General features: G+C 31.7%; 18 protein-coding genes. 1 reads left to right on the top strand and 17 read right to left on the bottom strand.

The window, feature by feature from the left end; translation table 11 throughout:
- Window positions 1-44: 44 nt before the first annotated feature.
- The 11 genes from NEH74_RS00785 to NEH74_RS00835 all read right to left on the bottom strand — a co-directional run bounded on the left by NEH74_RS00785 (window position 45) and on the right by NEH74_RS00835 (window position 10,751).
- Window positions 45-890, bottom strand: a complete 846-nt coding sequence (locus NEH74_RS00785; protein WP_262940928.1) for a hypothetical protein — start codon at window positions 888-890, stop codon at window positions 45-47.
- 84 nt (window positions 891-974) lie between these two features.
- Window positions 975-2,444 carry a hypothetical protein gene (locus NEH74_RS00790; RefSeq protein ID WP_262940929.1) on the bottom strand — a complete coding sequence of 490 codons (1,470 nt, stop codon included), beginning with the start codon at window positions 2,442-2,444 and terminating at the stop codon, window positions 975-977.
- A gap of 3 nt (window positions 2,445-2,447) precedes the next feature.
- Window positions 2,448-2,795, bottom strand: coding sequence for a hypothetical protein (locus NEH74_RS00795; protein ID WP_262940930.1), 348 nt, complete (start codon window positions 2,793-2,795; stop codon window positions 2,448-2,450).
- A gap of 129 nt (window positions 2,796-2,924) precedes the next feature.
- Window positions 2,925-3,152 (bottom strand): hypothetical protein, encoded by a 228-nt coding sequence (locus tag NEH74_RS00800; RefSeq protein ID WP_262940931.1) that lies wholly within the window; start codon window positions 3,150-3,152, stop codon window positions 2,925-2,927.
- 50 nt (window positions 3,153-3,202) lie between these two features.
- Entirely contained in the window at window positions 3,203-3,466 is a 264-nt protein-coding gene (locus tag NEH74_RS00805; RefSeq protein WP_262940932.1) for a Mor transcription activator family protein, read from the bottom strand.
- Between the two features lie 98 nt (window positions 3,467-3,564).
- The gene (locus NEH74_RS00810) at window positions 3,565-5,175 is read right to left on the bottom strand and encodes a recombinase family protein (protein ID WP_262940933.1); all 1,611 of its coding nucleotides are present in this window, start codon (window positions 5,173-5,175) and stop codon (window positions 3,565-3,567) included.
- 200 nt (window positions 5,176-5,375) lie between these two features.
- Window positions 5,376-6,305, bottom strand: coding sequence for a hypothetical protein (locus NEH74_RS00815; protein WP_262940934.1), 930 nt, complete (start codon window positions 6,303-6,305; stop codon window positions 5,376-5,378).
- A 206-nt stretch (window positions 6,306-6,511) separates the two neighbouring features.
- Window positions 6,512-6,679, bottom strand: a complete 168-nt coding sequence (locus NEH74_RS00820) for a hypothetical protein (RefSeq protein ID WP_262940935.1) — start codon at window positions 6,677-6,679, stop codon at window positions 6,512-6,514.
- A gap of 114 nt (window positions 6,680-6,793) precedes the next feature.
- On the bottom strand, window positions 6,794-8,494 hold the full coding sequence (locus NEH74_RS00825; protein WP_055277157.1) for a phage/plasmid primase, P4 family: 1,701 nt from the start codon (window positions 8,492-8,494) through the stop codon (window positions 6,794-6,796).
- A 10-nt stretch (window positions 8,495-8,504) separates the two neighbouring features.
- Window positions 8,505-8,963 carry a hypothetical protein gene (locus NEH74_RS00830; protein WP_055277155.1) on the bottom strand — a complete coding sequence of 153 codons (459 nt, stop codon included), beginning with the start codon at window positions 8,961-8,963 and terminating at the stop codon, window positions 8,505-8,507.
- 15 nt (window positions 8,964-8,978) lie between these two features.
- Complete coding sequence (locus NEH74_RS00835; protein WP_262940936.1) at window positions 8,979-10,751, bottom strand: DNA polymerase; 1,773 nt, start codon at window positions 10,749-10,751, stop codon at window positions 8,979-8,981.
- 313 nt (window positions 10,752-11,064) lie between these two features.
- Here NEH74_RS00835 and NEH74_RS00840 point away from each other — a divergent pair, with 313 nt between their 5' ends.
- Window positions 11,065-11,757: a hypothetical protein gene (locus NEH74_RS00840; RefSeq protein ID WP_262940937.1), complete on the top strand. Its 693-nt coding sequence runs from the start codon at window positions 11,065-11,067 to the stop codon at window positions 11,755-11,757.
- 34 nt (window positions 11,758-11,791) lie between these two features.
- Here NEH74_RS00840 and NEH74_RS00845 read toward each other — a convergent pair whose 3' ends face one another.
- The 6 genes from NEH74_RS00845 to NEH74_RS00870 all read right to left on the bottom strand — a co-directional run bounded on the left by NEH74_RS00845 (window position 11,792) and on the right by NEH74_RS00870 (window position 13,968).
- Window positions 11,792-12,091, bottom strand: a complete 300-nt coding sequence (locus NEH74_RS00845; RefSeq protein ID WP_068759393.1) for a DUF960 family protein — start codon at window positions 12,089-12,091, stop codon at window positions 11,792-11,794.
- Between the two features lie 13 nt (window positions 12,092-12,104).
- On the bottom strand, window positions 12,105-12,233 hold the full coding sequence (locus tag NEH74_RS00850; protein ID WP_262940938.1) for a hypothetical protein: 129 nt from the start codon (window positions 12,231-12,233) through the stop codon (window positions 12,105-12,107).
- Window positions 12,234-12,357: 124 nt separating this feature from the next.
- Window positions 12,358-12,702, bottom strand: coding sequence for a hypothetical protein (locus NEH74_RS00855; protein ID WP_262940939.1), 345 nt, complete (start codon window positions 12,700-12,702; stop codon window positions 12,358-12,360).
- A gap of 113 nt (window positions 12,703-12,815) precedes the next feature.
- Window positions 12,816-13,337 (bottom strand): DUF1643 domain-containing protein, encoded by a 522-nt coding sequence (locus NEH74_RS00860; protein WP_262940940.1) that lies wholly within the window; start codon window positions 13,335-13,337, stop codon window positions 12,816-12,818.
- Between the two features lie 11 nt (window positions 13,338-13,348).
- Complete coding sequence (locus NEH74_RS00865) at window positions 13,349-13,717, bottom strand: hypothetical protein (RefSeq protein WP_262940941.1); 369 nt, start codon at window positions 13,715-13,717, stop codon at window positions 13,349-13,351.
- A 77-nt stretch (window positions 13,718-13,794) separates the two neighbouring features.
- Window positions 13,795-13,968 carry a DpnD/PcfM family protein gene (locus tag NEH74_RS00870; RefSeq protein WP_262940942.1) on the bottom strand — a complete coding sequence of 58 codons (174 nt, stop codon included), beginning with the start codon at window positions 13,966-13,968 and terminating at the stop codon, window positions 13,795-13,797.
- Window positions 13,969-14,010 lie beyond the last annotated feature (42 nt).

The raw sequence follows: 14,010 nt of genomic DNA on the forward strand, positions 1-14,010 counted from the left end.
TAAAGAAAGCCATCAAGAATTAAATCTTGATGGCTTCTTTCATATTATCCAAAATTGTTATACCATATCTCTACGCCATTTTTATCAAAAACACTCATCAAGGCACTATCCCATTCTCCATAACCACCATCTTCAAACTCAAACTCCATATGATAATCTCCGAATTCATCACACACTGTTTCTGCAATCATGTCTAATAAGTTATAATCCTCTACCGTATAATCAGTAGCACTCCCTTTCAAATAAATGGTCATTCCTAAAGTAGGCACATAATAGCCACTCGAATATGCATCTTCTAATCTACCTGTTGCTAAATTATTAAAGATTTCTTCAGACCGCAAAGCTACTTGATACTTAGCATCAGCTGTTTCGAGCATGTCTTGATGTAACTCCTCATCAGATTGTTTCTCTAGTTCTTCCACTTTAATATAATAAGGTTCTGATATTTCATCAATCTTTAAACGACCATTAACAGCTTCTACTACCATTTTCCCTTTAGTAAACATACGTAAAACACAATCTTGAGAATATTCATTATCAACTAATTCCATTTTAATCATTTTCGTAAGAGATACAAGTTCTTCTAAATTATTCTCCCATTCTGTCGTATCAATTCCATTTAAGTCAATTAAATTATTAATTAAATCCTCTAAACTTAAATCTCCTTCTATGTAAATAACAACCTCCTCTTTATTACTAGAAATATCAAAATCATATTCGCCAAATTCTATTGCTCCCCTTAAGACACTATACTCCACAAAGTCTGCTGCTGAAACACGCTCACTTGATTCCTTCAATTCATCAGAAGTATCAATTGGCTGATCTTTTCCACCACACCCCGTTAACAAAACCCCACTTAATAACAATATCGATATTAATATTTTTTTCATATACGCACCCATCTCTCCTATTCTATAATTTAAACTAACCTATTACTTCTTTATATGCTACCTTAGCATTAAATACAGTAGATACTATTTTCCTACCAATGAACTATTAAGTTCTTGATTACTTTCATCATAGCTAGGATTAGAAACAAATCTATACACCGTATTACCAATCACGACAACTTCTCCTCCTTGACTTACACCAAAGAATACATCACTTGTACTTAAACTCATAGGAACTACTATTCTTTCTATCAAACTTCCATCCTCATTGAAAAATTCAAACTGTTTTATATTTGAAAGGTTTGGTTCTGAAATAGATACAAAAATTCCATTATCTAAAATATAACTGTTTTCTGATACTAGGTCCTCAACAACAAAATTAAATTGATCATCTGTAATGCTACACTTCCTAAAATTATCACAAGCAGTATAATAACCGGTACTATTAGACGTCTCTACTCCTCCTAATGAAATAACATTGGTAAACTGATAGTTACTATCAAACTGCTTTACAATGCTCCCCGATTGATTATAGATAGTAGTCGTAGTCCCATCTTGAACAATTACATGATCATGAAAATATTGTACTTTATTTTCATATGGAATTTGTGGCTCAAATAAATACCCATCTAGTGTAAAAACTCCCTGTTCTCCTTGCTCATTGTAAATAATAAAATAAGGCTCATTAGGATATTCATCAGTGAAATCACTGTATTCAATCTGTCCGTAATCATATTCAATATTACTATAATTCGGTTCTAAAATAATTTTACCATCAATATTAACAATTCCCCACTTACCATCCACATTCTTAAATGCATATTTAGTCGATTCATTCAAGTTAAGATCGACGTATACTGGTGCAAGGATCCATTCCTCTTCATTCCCTCTTACCTTCAATCCTACTAAATCGCTCTCCCAATCAATCTCAGTATAAACAGATATTTCAGCCGTTTCACTTGGAATAAAAGAAGTATAAATAGATTTTACCTCATCATAATTCTTACCTATTGCTGGTTCTAGCAATACATTCCCATCACAATCTAATACTCCATATGCATTCTCAAAATATCCATCTTGAAAAATTTGTTGGCGGTAAAGAATAAATCCATTATCATCTTCCATTATCTCAATATCGCCTAATGATTTAATTTCATTAAAGGTTTCATCATAGATAGAATAACTATCCTCTTTTTTAACTAAAGCTCTACCTTCAGATAATATTTGAATCTCCCTTACATCACTATACTGATTTACTAATTCTATTCCTCTATACTTTCCAGAAGAGTTCTGCTGGACTAACTTTTCCTCTTCTTGATCAGAAATTATTTCTTCATCTCGTACAGAACCTACTTCTTCACTTTGGATTTCTTCTTTAATATATAGATCGTACTCCTCTTGATGAATCGTATCTCTATTTAAATAAATAAAAGCACAACTAATACCTAAAACAATAAATATTCCTATAACAATTAAACCTTTCTTTCCAAACCTTTTATTGAAAGCTTCAATACTATCAAAAATCTTAAACAAAAACTTCTCTACCACATTCATCAATTAATTTTCTCCTTGTTCAGCTTGGAATTTACTCTCTTTCCATTTTTGATAAACACTATAAATAAAACAAATAACTCCCAGACCTATAGTAATAATCAGGCCCCATTTCAAAATTGTAAAAATGATGGTGAATAACGTTGACACTACCCCTACAACTCCTCCAATTAACCATCCAAGAGCTTCATATACAAAACTCACTATAATTCCACTCACAAGCATACAAGCAACTAGAACTCCTGAAACACCTTTCCACCCCCAATAGAAAATACGGATTTTTGAATTTAATAATATAAACAATACAATTCCTAAAATAATAATAATTCCCATACCTACTGCACCAATATCCATAAAACTCTCCTTCATTTTATAAAATTTAATTTTAATCCCTATATACTAATTATACTAACCCGCGCCGACAAATTTTGTCGGTACCTTTAAAAGTTGCACCATATTTCGACATTTTATATTTATACCTTTTTATATAGCTACTACATACTTACTAAGTATAATCCCTCTTTCAATTTCAATCTTATAACTATCCGGTAAATCTGCATAACATAAAATATAACTAACAGATAACTTTTGTTCCATAATAAAACGTCCATACTTAATCCCAAATAAATACAACATGATTAAACTCTCTTGTCTTTTTCTCCCTTGATGATACATTTGTTTCAATATTCTTCCCAAATCTAACTCTTTCATCTAGCTCACCCTTACTATTCCTATACTAATGCTCTAACTTTAAATTCAATTTACTTAGATTCTATCTCATAGCGGTCAATTAATTGCTTGAGCCAACGTTCTGAATAACCTAATTCTCTTGATAATTGTTTAAGATTTTCTCCCGTATATTTTTTAGCTAAATAATCTTGAATATATTCTTTAGAATACAACTTCATAGGAAATGTTACCTGTTGACCACGATAAAATTCATAGACTTGTTTCGTAATTTCTTCTCCCAGCACATTTGCCATATCTCGATAGATTCCGTTGTAATACTTCAAATCATACTTCATCTTCTCCTCACCTCCTTAATCCAAATCACAATTATACCCACTTCAACAAAAAGTATCATTGTGATTTTCCCTTGTAAAATTCCATGAATAATCCCTTATTAACTCACCTCCTTTAAAGGTGAACAAGAATAGATGGCTTTTCTTGAATAAGTCCTTATTTCTAACAAGATAATCTGCTTGAAATCAACAAAAAAGCCACCGAGATTGTATTCAACCTCGATGGCTTCATTTTTTACAATAATTTTATGAATGAATCGTGATAAGATATACTTCATCATTTCATCATGATTTTTTAAAACATACCCCTTAGCTTCTTCTAATACCTCTTTCATTTGATCTAACGTGATATTGATCTCTGATTGTTTGACTTGATGATTTTGAATTTCATTCGTTAACACAATCTTTTGTTGTTCTAATCGTTGTAATTCAGCAGTAATGGTTTCAATACTTCCCAATCCTCCAACGGCAATCGCTTGAACTAAATTTGATGCTTTTTGATTTACCTCCGCTAATTGTTTCTCTAACTTAGGTAAATCATGATCCATCTCTGAAAACTTTTGTTTAAGCTTTTCATTCACTTTTTCATGTAACATTTCTAAATGTTGAGAATTCAAAATAGTTGTAAAGAGTTGATTAACAATGAACTCATCTAATAGCGTTCTATTAATCTCTTTACACTTACATGGATTCTCGATTTTCTTACGTTTTGAGCATCGATAAGAAACGTATTTTTGTTTATTTCTTCCACCAATACGAGAACTACCATGATAAGAACTGCCACATTCACCGCACTCTATAAGCCCTGAAACTAAGTAAACTTCTTTAGCTTTTGTAGCTCCTTTAGAACGTTTACGACTTGATAATAACTTTTGAACTTGGTCGAATGTTCCTTCGTCTATAATGGCAGGCAATCCATTTGGCACACGAATGATTTCTGATTCATCTTTATTTTTACGATGCGATCTTTTCATTCCTGGTTGTTTCGGTTTAGAAAGACTACGTCCAAAGACATATTCACCTTTGTATTTGGAATTCACGAGGATATCATAGAAAGATGAATTAGCAGAAAATTTATTACCTATTTTAGTACGATATCCTAACACATTCAGATATTCTGCTAATTCTCGATAACTCCATCCTTCTAAGAACTTTTTAAAGATAATACGAATTGATTCTGCTTCTTTTTCATTAATGATGTACTGCTTCGTTATAGGATCAACATCATATCCTAAAGGTGGTAATCCTCCATTATGCAAGCATCTATAAGCGTTTTCTTTAAGCCCTTTCATAACTTCCCTCGCTAGGTTCTGGCTATAATATTGGCCAACCCCTAATTGAATGATTTGTTGTAATTGCCCTTCAGGCGTATCTGCAAATTGTTCAATAACACTAATCACCTTTACTCCATATTGAGCTAATTCACTTTCAATATTTAAGGTATCACGAACATTTCGAGAGAAGCGGTCCATTTTATGAACGATTACCACATCAAATAAACCTTTCTTAGCGTCTTCTATCATTCGTTGGAAGTTTGGTCGATCGGTATTTGTTCCTGTCAATGCCATATCAATATAATCACCAACAGGTGTATAATCATGCTCATCCATGTATTTATAGATAGCTCTTAATTGTGCATCAATCGACTCTTCTCGTTGATTACTACTACTGAAACGACAATATGCGGCTGCCCTTGATTTCTTCCTAATCACTTCTAAAACCTCCATTTATCAATCTAATTTTTAATGAATCATTCAAAAATATAATATCTATTTTTAAATTCATTCATTACTCACTCCATTCAAATTAAAAGTAGCTAAAGAAAAAAATTCTCTTTAGCTACCTTAATTACCTCATTATTGAATACCTCAACTTAAAGACGTAACCTCAATAGGTAAGAAAGACATCCCTCTTACCAACTGATATGCCCAACAGCCTTGATAACTCCATTCAATCCACGTTTCAATTGATTATCTTTTAAATGATATCCTGATTGTAAGATTAATTGTAATGATCTTTCGTCTATATCTTCCTCTAATGCTAGACGATAACTACCATCTAAACCATAGATAATATACCCTCCCTTATCATCAATTTCACACTCTTGAAATAAATGATAAAGAGAATTACCATACATCTCAAAATGACCTGATGCTACTACTTCTTCAGAAACATAACAATCTTCTTCATTATCCTCCTGCCAAGCGTTATGACTATAATGTTTCCCACCAAAATATAATCCATCAATATCCAATTCACATAACAAGCTAGCAAACGCCATTAACATTTTAGGGCAATCTAACACATCCTCAAATAAGACTTGTTCCTTAGTATTCCAAATCAGTGTAACCTCTCCGTTCTCAAAACCTCCAAAATTCACTTCAGAAAATTCATAACCAATATTTTTAAATGTTTGTTGTAATTTACGTAGTGCTGCATGGTATGATTTTGTAAAATTATTTGGTTGAATAAGTTCTGAACCATATTCTAATAAGGACTCAATGGCAATATTAGCTCGGAAAGAAAAATTAGTAGGTCTATTTAAATCCATACCTAGCAATGGACGTTTATATTCTTGAATATAGTCAATAACCAACATTCTTTGCTCGCATTCAATATCTGAATACACTCCATTTTTCATATCCTCTACTTCTTCCCAAATCCAATTCTCTAATCTTAACTGATCTTCTGAATATACCTCATCCCCCATATATGCATCTTCTTCCCAAATTGAATCCTCTAACATTAATTTACCAGTGGTTGGATCTTGCATTATACGATTTAATACTTTTACCACTTCTTCAACGTTTTCTACTGTTACATTAATCTCTTGTTGTTTCATACATTTCTTCTCCTTTTTAATCTTTTCGACTAACTGACATCTGTGATTACCATTCATTCAAATAAATGGTATGTAAAACAGAATATTTTGTTATTTTCGACAAATTTTACAGTTAATTCTGTTATTATACAATTTTTGACTTAATTTTCACATACACATTTAACATTCTAACGATCATCAAATGTTAACGATGATACATACTTTGACTAACTAGCCAGCCTAACTTCTTTAGTATAATGACCTGAATAATGATTCATCACGTAATTAGCTATCCATCCTGCTAATTCATCTACATATGATTCAAAATCAATCGATAATTCAGTTGTCATACCTTCTTTTAATTCTTCTTTTGTATATGTGTATTTTTGAATCATACAACTTCTCCTTAATTGCTAAGAAAGTGCGCTTAGTGCGCTTCTTTCTTAGCTAAAATTATTTTTTGAAAAATATTTTTTTGAAAAAATTTTTTTACTATCCAACAAAGCGCACTAAGCGCACTGATTAAATTCAATACCAGAAATATATCGTTTACCGTTACTAATAGAGTAGTTAATCTCAAACTCTCTTAATCTAAAAATGGTTTGATTAAAATCTCCCCAAAACTTTTTATGACTCACATTGTAATAAGAAGCAACTTGATTAGTCTTAACCCACTGATTAAACTCTTCAAATACCTTTTCTTTTAACACACAATTACTAGCCATGGGATTCAAACATTCACAAATGAACTCCATCATTGGATCTAACCATTGAAGATAATCTTGTTTCACCTTTTCTGACTCTTGACTAAAAGTAAGGGTATAATTATTCTCTACTAATCGTCGGTAACCTTCTAATGCCCACAAAAAGATTCCATCTAATTCCTGCATCAATTTCCATTCTAACTGGGGATCTTGATAAGCAGAATTAGATTTTAAAGGTTGACCTTGCTTAACATACTGTTTATTAAACGGTATAAATACACATCTACGATAATACCCTTCTGATCGATCATCTGTATTTGGATAATGATTCGCTAAAATAATTAACTTAGCATAAGGTCTAATAGAATATGGGTCCTTAAACTTGCTTTCTATCAAGATAGTATCCTCACCCGTTAACATTTTTAAAGTTTGAGTATTCATCTTTGCTTGTGCACTATCTGTTTCAGCACTAATATTCAATCGCTTGTCTTTGATGACTTGTTTACCAAAGGGACGATTAAGCTCCTCTAATGTTGCACTAGAACAGTTTTCTTTTCCACATAATGCTTCGAATATTCTTGAAAGAATACCCTTTCCATTGCTACCAACTCCGTAAAAGATGAAGAATTGTTGTAAGTTAGTATCCGTCGTTAGACAATACCCTAAAATTTCTTGAACTAATTTGACTCGTTCCTCATCATTTTCAAAAATATCATAAATAAAATTCATGAAGACAGGACATTGAGCCTCTACATCATATTCAATAGGTAACTGAACAAAACTCAAAATATCAGGTGTATGTGGAATCAATTCAAAAGTTGAAAGATTCAGAAAACCATTCTTCAAGTTCAAGTACTCTTTGGTTTCTTCTACACATGATAATTTTGGGGTATCCATGCTTAAAAACTCTAAGATATGATTCCCGTAACTTGGTTTCCAAATATCAACTTTAGCTTCATGTAAAATCTCCTTACAACGAGCTTTTAAAAAGTCTTCGCCAATAAAGCAGTACTTCTTACCTAAAAAATCATAAGCAATATATTGTCCACCTACACGATATAAATGGATGCGACTTAAAACGTAGTCAGAGAAGATGTTAAAATTAACTTCTAATTCTCCTTTTTTATTTTTACTCAGTCCACGTTCTTTAAATAATTTCTTTTTAAGGGAATTACAAATATTTTCAAATGCAGTTTTTGAATGATTAAACGTATACCCTAATGAATCTAATGCCTCATAAGAAATTGGCTTTTTCACCTGTTTACCACTTTGGAGTAAATCTAAGAACTTTTGTTTCTGTTCCTCAGATGATTGAGCCTCGGCTAATGCAACGATTAGTTCTTCACCAAATGGTAATAGATTACTTCTAACTGCTTGGTTAAGTGTAGGATCAAAATCTACACTTAACCAATTTTTAATTAGAGGCTCTCTATAAATAAAGTCCAAAGACATGGATTGACTTGTTGTTACAATTGATACCTGCTTATCTAAAACATTATTTTTCATACACTCACTCCTAAATTGCCATATGCTCGATAGTTGGCTTAATTTCCTCAATGATTTTAGTAATCTCTGAAATTTCACCATCATCCAAATTTTTATGCCCCATCTCAACTCTTACGACTTTTCCTATCAATAAGTTTTTATTGAATGGCTTATAGGGATTAAATGAATAACCATCAGTTTCTAATAACATAGTTAATGTTAAAACATATTCCGAGTCGCTATACGATCTCCAAAACAAAGTTTTCTTTAGAGAATGTATCTTGTTATCATGCTCAATTTCAATTACAAGCTGAATATAACTATTATCATCCTTAGTTATTACTTCTTTGATAACTCCTAGCATTTCACCTTGAGGTAAACAAGGAGTTAATCGTCTTTTACCACCAACTAATTTTACATCCTCTGTTGAATCAACTTTATATGAATTTGCCTTTTTAAATACTGCTGCTAGATTTACTGTATTTAACATTCTTATCTCTCCTTTTTATTTAACCCATGTTTTAGCGATTTTAGAATCTACTACGACAGGAACCTTTTTTACAGTTTTACCCATTCCTTCGATCATTTGTTGTTCCAAGAAACACTTTGCTTCATTAGCGGATTCAATAGGAACTTCGAGTACGATCTCATCATGAATCGCCGCAATAAGCCCCCATTCATGCTTTTTATTTTTCATTACTAAGTTAAGGGTTTCTTTCAAACCTTCTGCGCTTGACGATTGAATGGCATAGTTAAAGCGTTGGCGTGGTTTCAATTCCAACAATCCATTCCGCTCTTCCCAGTAACGCCCACCAAGTGTCGTAATGATATCCGATTTTAATTGTTGATGTTGATAAGACTTCACTTCTGGAAACTTTTCAAAATAAGCATCCATAAACTTCTCAGCTTCATCCTCATCTACCTTCATACCTTGTAATGAATTAATACGATTAGCTAATCCATAAGGAGTCAATCCATAAATTAACCCGAAATTTAATTCTTTTCCGACTTGCCTTTTAACTTTATCGATCGGTTGATCTTTAAAGACCGCTTGGGCTGTTGAGGTATGTAAATCTGCTCCCGCATTCAATAATTCAATGAGAGTAGATACATTAGCAATCTCTGCCAGAACCCGCATTTCAATGGTTGAATAATCTGCAATGATAAAGACATGATTTTCTTTTGGTTTGATATACGGTCGAAGTTCCTTTGGTAATCCTTGAAGGTTTGGCTTGGAACAGGACATTCTGTATGTTTGAGTTCCAATCAAACTCCATTCACCATGTAACCGGTTATCATCGTCCAAAAAGCTTTTTAACTTATCCCCGTAAGTGGATATAATCTTCTGCTTTTTTTTATACATTAATAACCTTTCAACAATCGGAAAACTACCTGTGAAACTAGCCAAATGTTTTTCCTTCACGTTATATAACGGAACTCCTAAGTTTTTTAAGCTACGTAATAACTGAGAATTTGAATTAAGATTAGAACAGTGTAATTCTTCTTCTAATTCTGATTTCAAGTCTGCTACCTCTGTTGAAATCAATTCTAATTGTTTTTCCCAACCTACTATATCTACATGAATACCATTTAATTTCATTTCAATAATAGCAGGTAAAGCGCCAATCTCACGCCTATAAGTAGGAAACAAATAGTTATTATGTATCTTAGTAAACATGACTTGATACAGTTGAAACGTAGCTTTAGCATCCTGTAAACAATACTTTCGATGCGCATCTGTAATCTCACCATTCCAATGCTTCGAATGTTGCAAAGATTTATCTAATTGTATACCCAGATAATCTTTTGCTAATTTGACTAGACTTTGAAGCTCTCGGTTATTCATCAAAATTTGTTGCATAATCATAGTGTCCGTATAATTCACAACCGAATAATCATTGAATTCAAGAAACGACACATCGAATGAAGCATTGTGAAATACTTTTAAAACCTTAGGATCTTCTAAGATAGTCCTAATTGATTCTAAATCCTCCGTAACAATTTCATACGAATCTGAATAAATGGCAATCAAACGTATTTGATCTTTCCGTACATCCAAACCAGTTGTTTCTATATCTATACCAACCACTTCTTTTACTTCCGATGGAGGGTCCTTTAAGTACTCCTTTACAGAAGTTGAATATCGCTTTAAGGTAGCAAAACAACTAATTTCCTCATTATTGAGTACCCGATTATCCTGAGATTTCAAGGTAGGTATTAACATCCCTCCCTCCAAAGAAAAATCAAAATTCTTTCTTAACTCGAAATATTCTTTCATTATTTATGACCTCCTAAATCGTATAATCAAATTCAATTTTCAAAGAGCATTTTTTGTCCTTAACGGATATTGCTATTATACATACCTATTTTTATTTTGTAAATATTGCTCTGTAAACGCTTCAAAAATAAATTTTATTGATATTTGTATTGTTTTTTTATTATTTTATTGATATATTGGTTTTATCAATGAGCGGGTTCTGCCCAACTCATTTTGATGTTATATTTCTTTTGTTTTTATTACACTTTTTACACATTTATACCTATTTTTTATACATATTTTTTTTTGATTTTTTAACAAAAAGGAGATTTTTATGACTAAAGAACTAAATAATACAGACAATAAATCTTCTATGAAAAAAAGATTTAGAAGAAATAGCCAACAAATGAAACAAATTAAAGAAGAAGTAGTTGATTTACTTTTAGAATCTTTAACCACTGGTACAAATGTTACGATTAAAGAATTACAAAATATTTATAATAAATATGGCTTATCTGATGCAACGATTCATAATGATCGAAATAAATTAGGTATTGAATGTATTCAAAAAGGAAAAGATAGCATCTATGTTCTAAATGGAACCCAACAATCAAGACTATTAGCAAAAAAAATAGCTAATCAACTAAAATATTTTAAAATATATCATCCCATAAGTTATAAGAATGAGTTGAACCTTCCTTTTCAATTCGATGATTTAACACTCTATAAATTTTATTTAGCACCTCTAGGAGAAAATAAAGTTGAAGATATCGAGCGATTTAAGCTTTCTCTTCTTGATTATCTTAATTCAGTAAATAATCTTTACGGTGATAGTACCTTGAGTGAAGATTTATTTGATTACTTTTTTAATATCACTGATACTAAAAACTCAATTTGCTTTGAATTTACCAATCAATCTGAATTATTAGATTTCCTTAAATTAATCAACTATCTATCTACTATAGATCTTTCCGTAAAAACTAAAAAATCAATATCTATTTATCGCATAAAAAAAAGAAAATATTAAAAGCTGTTCATTTCTGAACAGCTTTTTATAATTCCTAATACTCGTTTGCGAGAAGCATCGTCACATAATCTTCATTTTCTATAACATACACTTTTTCTGTAATTGGGTGATCGATATTAATCACATACGTTCTTTCATATTCGGGTACTTCCTGTTTATGAGTAATTTCTTGATTCAATACCTCTCCTTCTAATCGTTTCAATTGAAAAACATGAAGATAATCACATGGATTCATCTCCTCCTTACAACGATCATACATTTGCCACATCAACACCACTAAATCAAAAGGGATACATTCCTGTACCCCTCTAGTCATATATTTTTTCATTTCCATAATCAAATCCCTCCTATAACCATTTCTCTAGTTCTTCTTTTGATAGACCAAAGCGTTCTGATACTGTTTCTACGGCTTGTTCATTAGACAATCCTATGGATAGAAGCTCTAACAACAGTGCGATAATACGAATCCATTGCATCAGTTACCTCCCTATGCCATATTCATTTCTGGACTAACATTTTCAAAATATTTAATAACTAGCTCTACAACTACTTTTAAGATTTTTACAATCGATCTAATCATGATACATTCTCCTTTACTTATTACTCATTGATATTAAAATTGGGATAATATTGTAATAACTCTAATGGCATAAAAATCACCATATTATAATCTGAACCTGCTAACAATAACAGTTCACAATAGTTCTCTTCATCAGCTCCAACAAATGCATCAACATATTCTGCTTCCGTTACAGGGAACTGTTCCAATAGCTTGTCTAACTGTTCCTTGTGATTCACATAAGTTACAAAACCACCTAAATCACCAATCATTCGATTTTCTCCATAATTCTCATTTAGGATTTCAATTTTCTCTATCATTCGCTCTCTAACTAAAGGATCTAATGAATGAACTTGTGATAACTGATTGACATTTACTATTTTCATTTGATTTCCTCCTCATATAAAAACCTCTATCCTTACAGAAAGAATAGAGGTTCATAGTTCTATTAATAATCATTAATATCTATCAATAATAATTATTATCCATTGACATTTTACTAATTTTTCCAATTAATTAAATTCCATGTTGCTACTTTAGGTGATAGGGGATGATATTGTTTCAATCCATCTTCATCACTGATATAAAACGTCTTATTCCTAAATGGTTTCAGTTTCTCTAACAATTCCGCTTGTCTTTGCATCATTTTTTTACTTCCATCACCAAAGGATCCCCATGCGATAATCAATGAATCACATTTCAACGCTGACTTCTCAATGTAAATATCATTTTCAGGATGTAACAACTCATCTAATGAATCACCTATCCTTAATTTAGGTGTCATATAAGAAAATAAGTTACAGATATCAACTGAAGTATAATTCAATCGTTTCAAATTATTGATGATATTCATGGTCGTACGATCCATTTCTATTTCATCAGCTGTTGATGGATTAATCATGATAATCGTACATTTTAACTTTTCCTTATCCCTCGACCAATCCTTTTTCAAGATCAATCGATGATTCATATCATCCGAATAAACCACCTCTGTTCTGACACTTGAACGAGTTGTAATCATAACTACCCTCCCTACTTTGCATACACAAATAGATGACTATAATCATCTTGAACAGGTTTCAATCGAATAAAGAAATCGAAAGATTCACTTTCTACCTTGAACGTTTCCTCATGCTTGTAACCTTCACCACCACATTTTTCAATGACTTTATCAAAGACATCTAATTGGTTAAAAATCAATTCATTCAATTCCTGTTGTAACTGTTGAATGGAAATTGGATGCTCCATCAACACCTGATTCATTTGTGAGGATGGAAACCATTGATTACAGACTTCATTTGGTCTTGAAGAACAATAATCCAACCTCATTATTCCTAACGATTTATCCTCATCTAATCCTAAGCGAACTAATTCTTTTACATTGATCCATTTTGTTAACATCAACCATTACTCCTTTCTTCTTTCAACTAAAAAACACTAGATAGCTTGATGGTCTATCTAGTGTCATTCGGTTTGTATTAGTCACAGATGGTAAATTCAGTATCAACTAAATCTGATGAATCTAAGATGATTTCTTCATCATAATATTGGTTTCTGACATATTCAATCGGATCACAATCCATCTCTTCAACATCTACTTCAATCAGACGTTGTAAGGTTTCCGTGATACAGACTGTTATTTTATAACTCATTATCTCTTCCTCCTAATTCAAGACATAATCGAGTAGGAGATA

The organism is Turicibacter sp. GALT-G1 (assembly GCF_025594995.1).
In the GTDB taxonomy this organism is placed as follows: Bacteria; Bacillota_I; Bacilli_A; order MOL361; family Turicibacteraceae; genus Turicibacter; species Turicibacter bilis.

Bases quoted from the DNA above. Each gene is read 5' to 3' on its own strand.
- NEH74_RS00785 (WP_262940928.1), bottom strand. From the start codon at position 890: ATGAAAAAAATATTAATATCGATATTGTTATTAAGTGGGGTTTTGTTA.
- NEH74_RS00790 (WP_262940929.1), bottom strand. From the start codon at position 2,444: ATGAATGTGGTAGAGAAGTTTTTGTTTAAGATTTTTGATAGTATTGAA.
- NEH74_RS00795 (WP_262940930.1), bottom strand. From the start codon at position 2,795: ATGGATATTGGTGCAGTAGGTATGGGAATTATTATTATTTTAGGAATT.
- NEH74_RS00800 (WP_262940931.1), bottom strand. From the start codon at position 3,152: ATGAAAGAGTTAGATTTGGGAAGAATATTGAAACAAATGTATCATCAA.
- NEH74_RS00805 (WP_262940932.1), bottom strand. From the start codon at position 3,466: ATGAAGTATGATTTGAAGTATTACAACGGAATCTATCGAGATATGGCA.
- NEH74_RS00815 (WP_262940934.1), bottom strand. From the start codon at position 6,305: ATGAAACAACAAGAGATTAATGTAACAGTAGAAAACGTTGAAGAAGTG.
- NEH74_RS00820 (WP_262940935.1), bottom strand. From the start codon at position 6,679: ATGATTCAAAAATACACATATACAAAAGAAGAATTAAAAGAAGGTATG.
- NEH74_RS00825 (WP_055277157.1), bottom strand. From the start codon at position 8,494: ATGAAAAATAATGTTTTAGATAAGCAGGTATCAATTGTAACAACAAGT.
- NEH74_RS00830 (WP_055277155.1), bottom strand. From the start codon at position 8,963: ATGTTAAATACAGTAAATCTAGCAGCAGTATTTAAAAAGGCAAATTCA.
- NEH74_RS00835 (WP_262940936.1), bottom strand. From the start codon at position 10,751: ATGAAAGAATATTTCGAGTTAAGAAAGAATTTTGATTTTTCTTTGGAG.
- NEH74_RS00840 (WP_262940937.1), top strand. From the start codon at position 11,065: ATGACTAAAGAACTAAATAATACAGACAATAAATCTTCTATGAAAAAA.
- NEH74_RS00845 (WP_068759393.1), bottom strand. From the start codon at position 12,091: ATGGAAATGAAAAAATATATGACTAGAGGGGTACAGGAATGTATCCCT.
- NEH74_RS00850 (WP_262940938.1), bottom strand. From the start codon at position 12,233: ATGCAATGGATTCGTATTATCGCACTGTTGTTAGAGCTTCTATCCATA.
- NEH74_RS00855 (WP_262940939.1), bottom strand. From the start codon at position 12,702: ATGAAAATAGTAAATGTCAATCAGTTATCACAAGTTCATTCATTAGAT.
- NEH74_RS00860 (WP_262940940.1), bottom strand. From the start codon at position 13,337: ATGATTACAACTCGTTCAAGTGTCAGAACAGAGGTGGTTTATTCGGAT.
- NEH74_RS00865 (WP_262940941.1), bottom strand. From the start codon at position 13,717: ATGTTAACAAAATGGATCAATGTAAAAGAATTAGTTCGCTTAGGATTA.
- NEH74_RS00870 (WP_262940942.1), bottom strand. From the start codon at position 13,968: ATGAGTTATAAAATAACAGTCTGTATCACGGAAACCTTACAACGTCTG.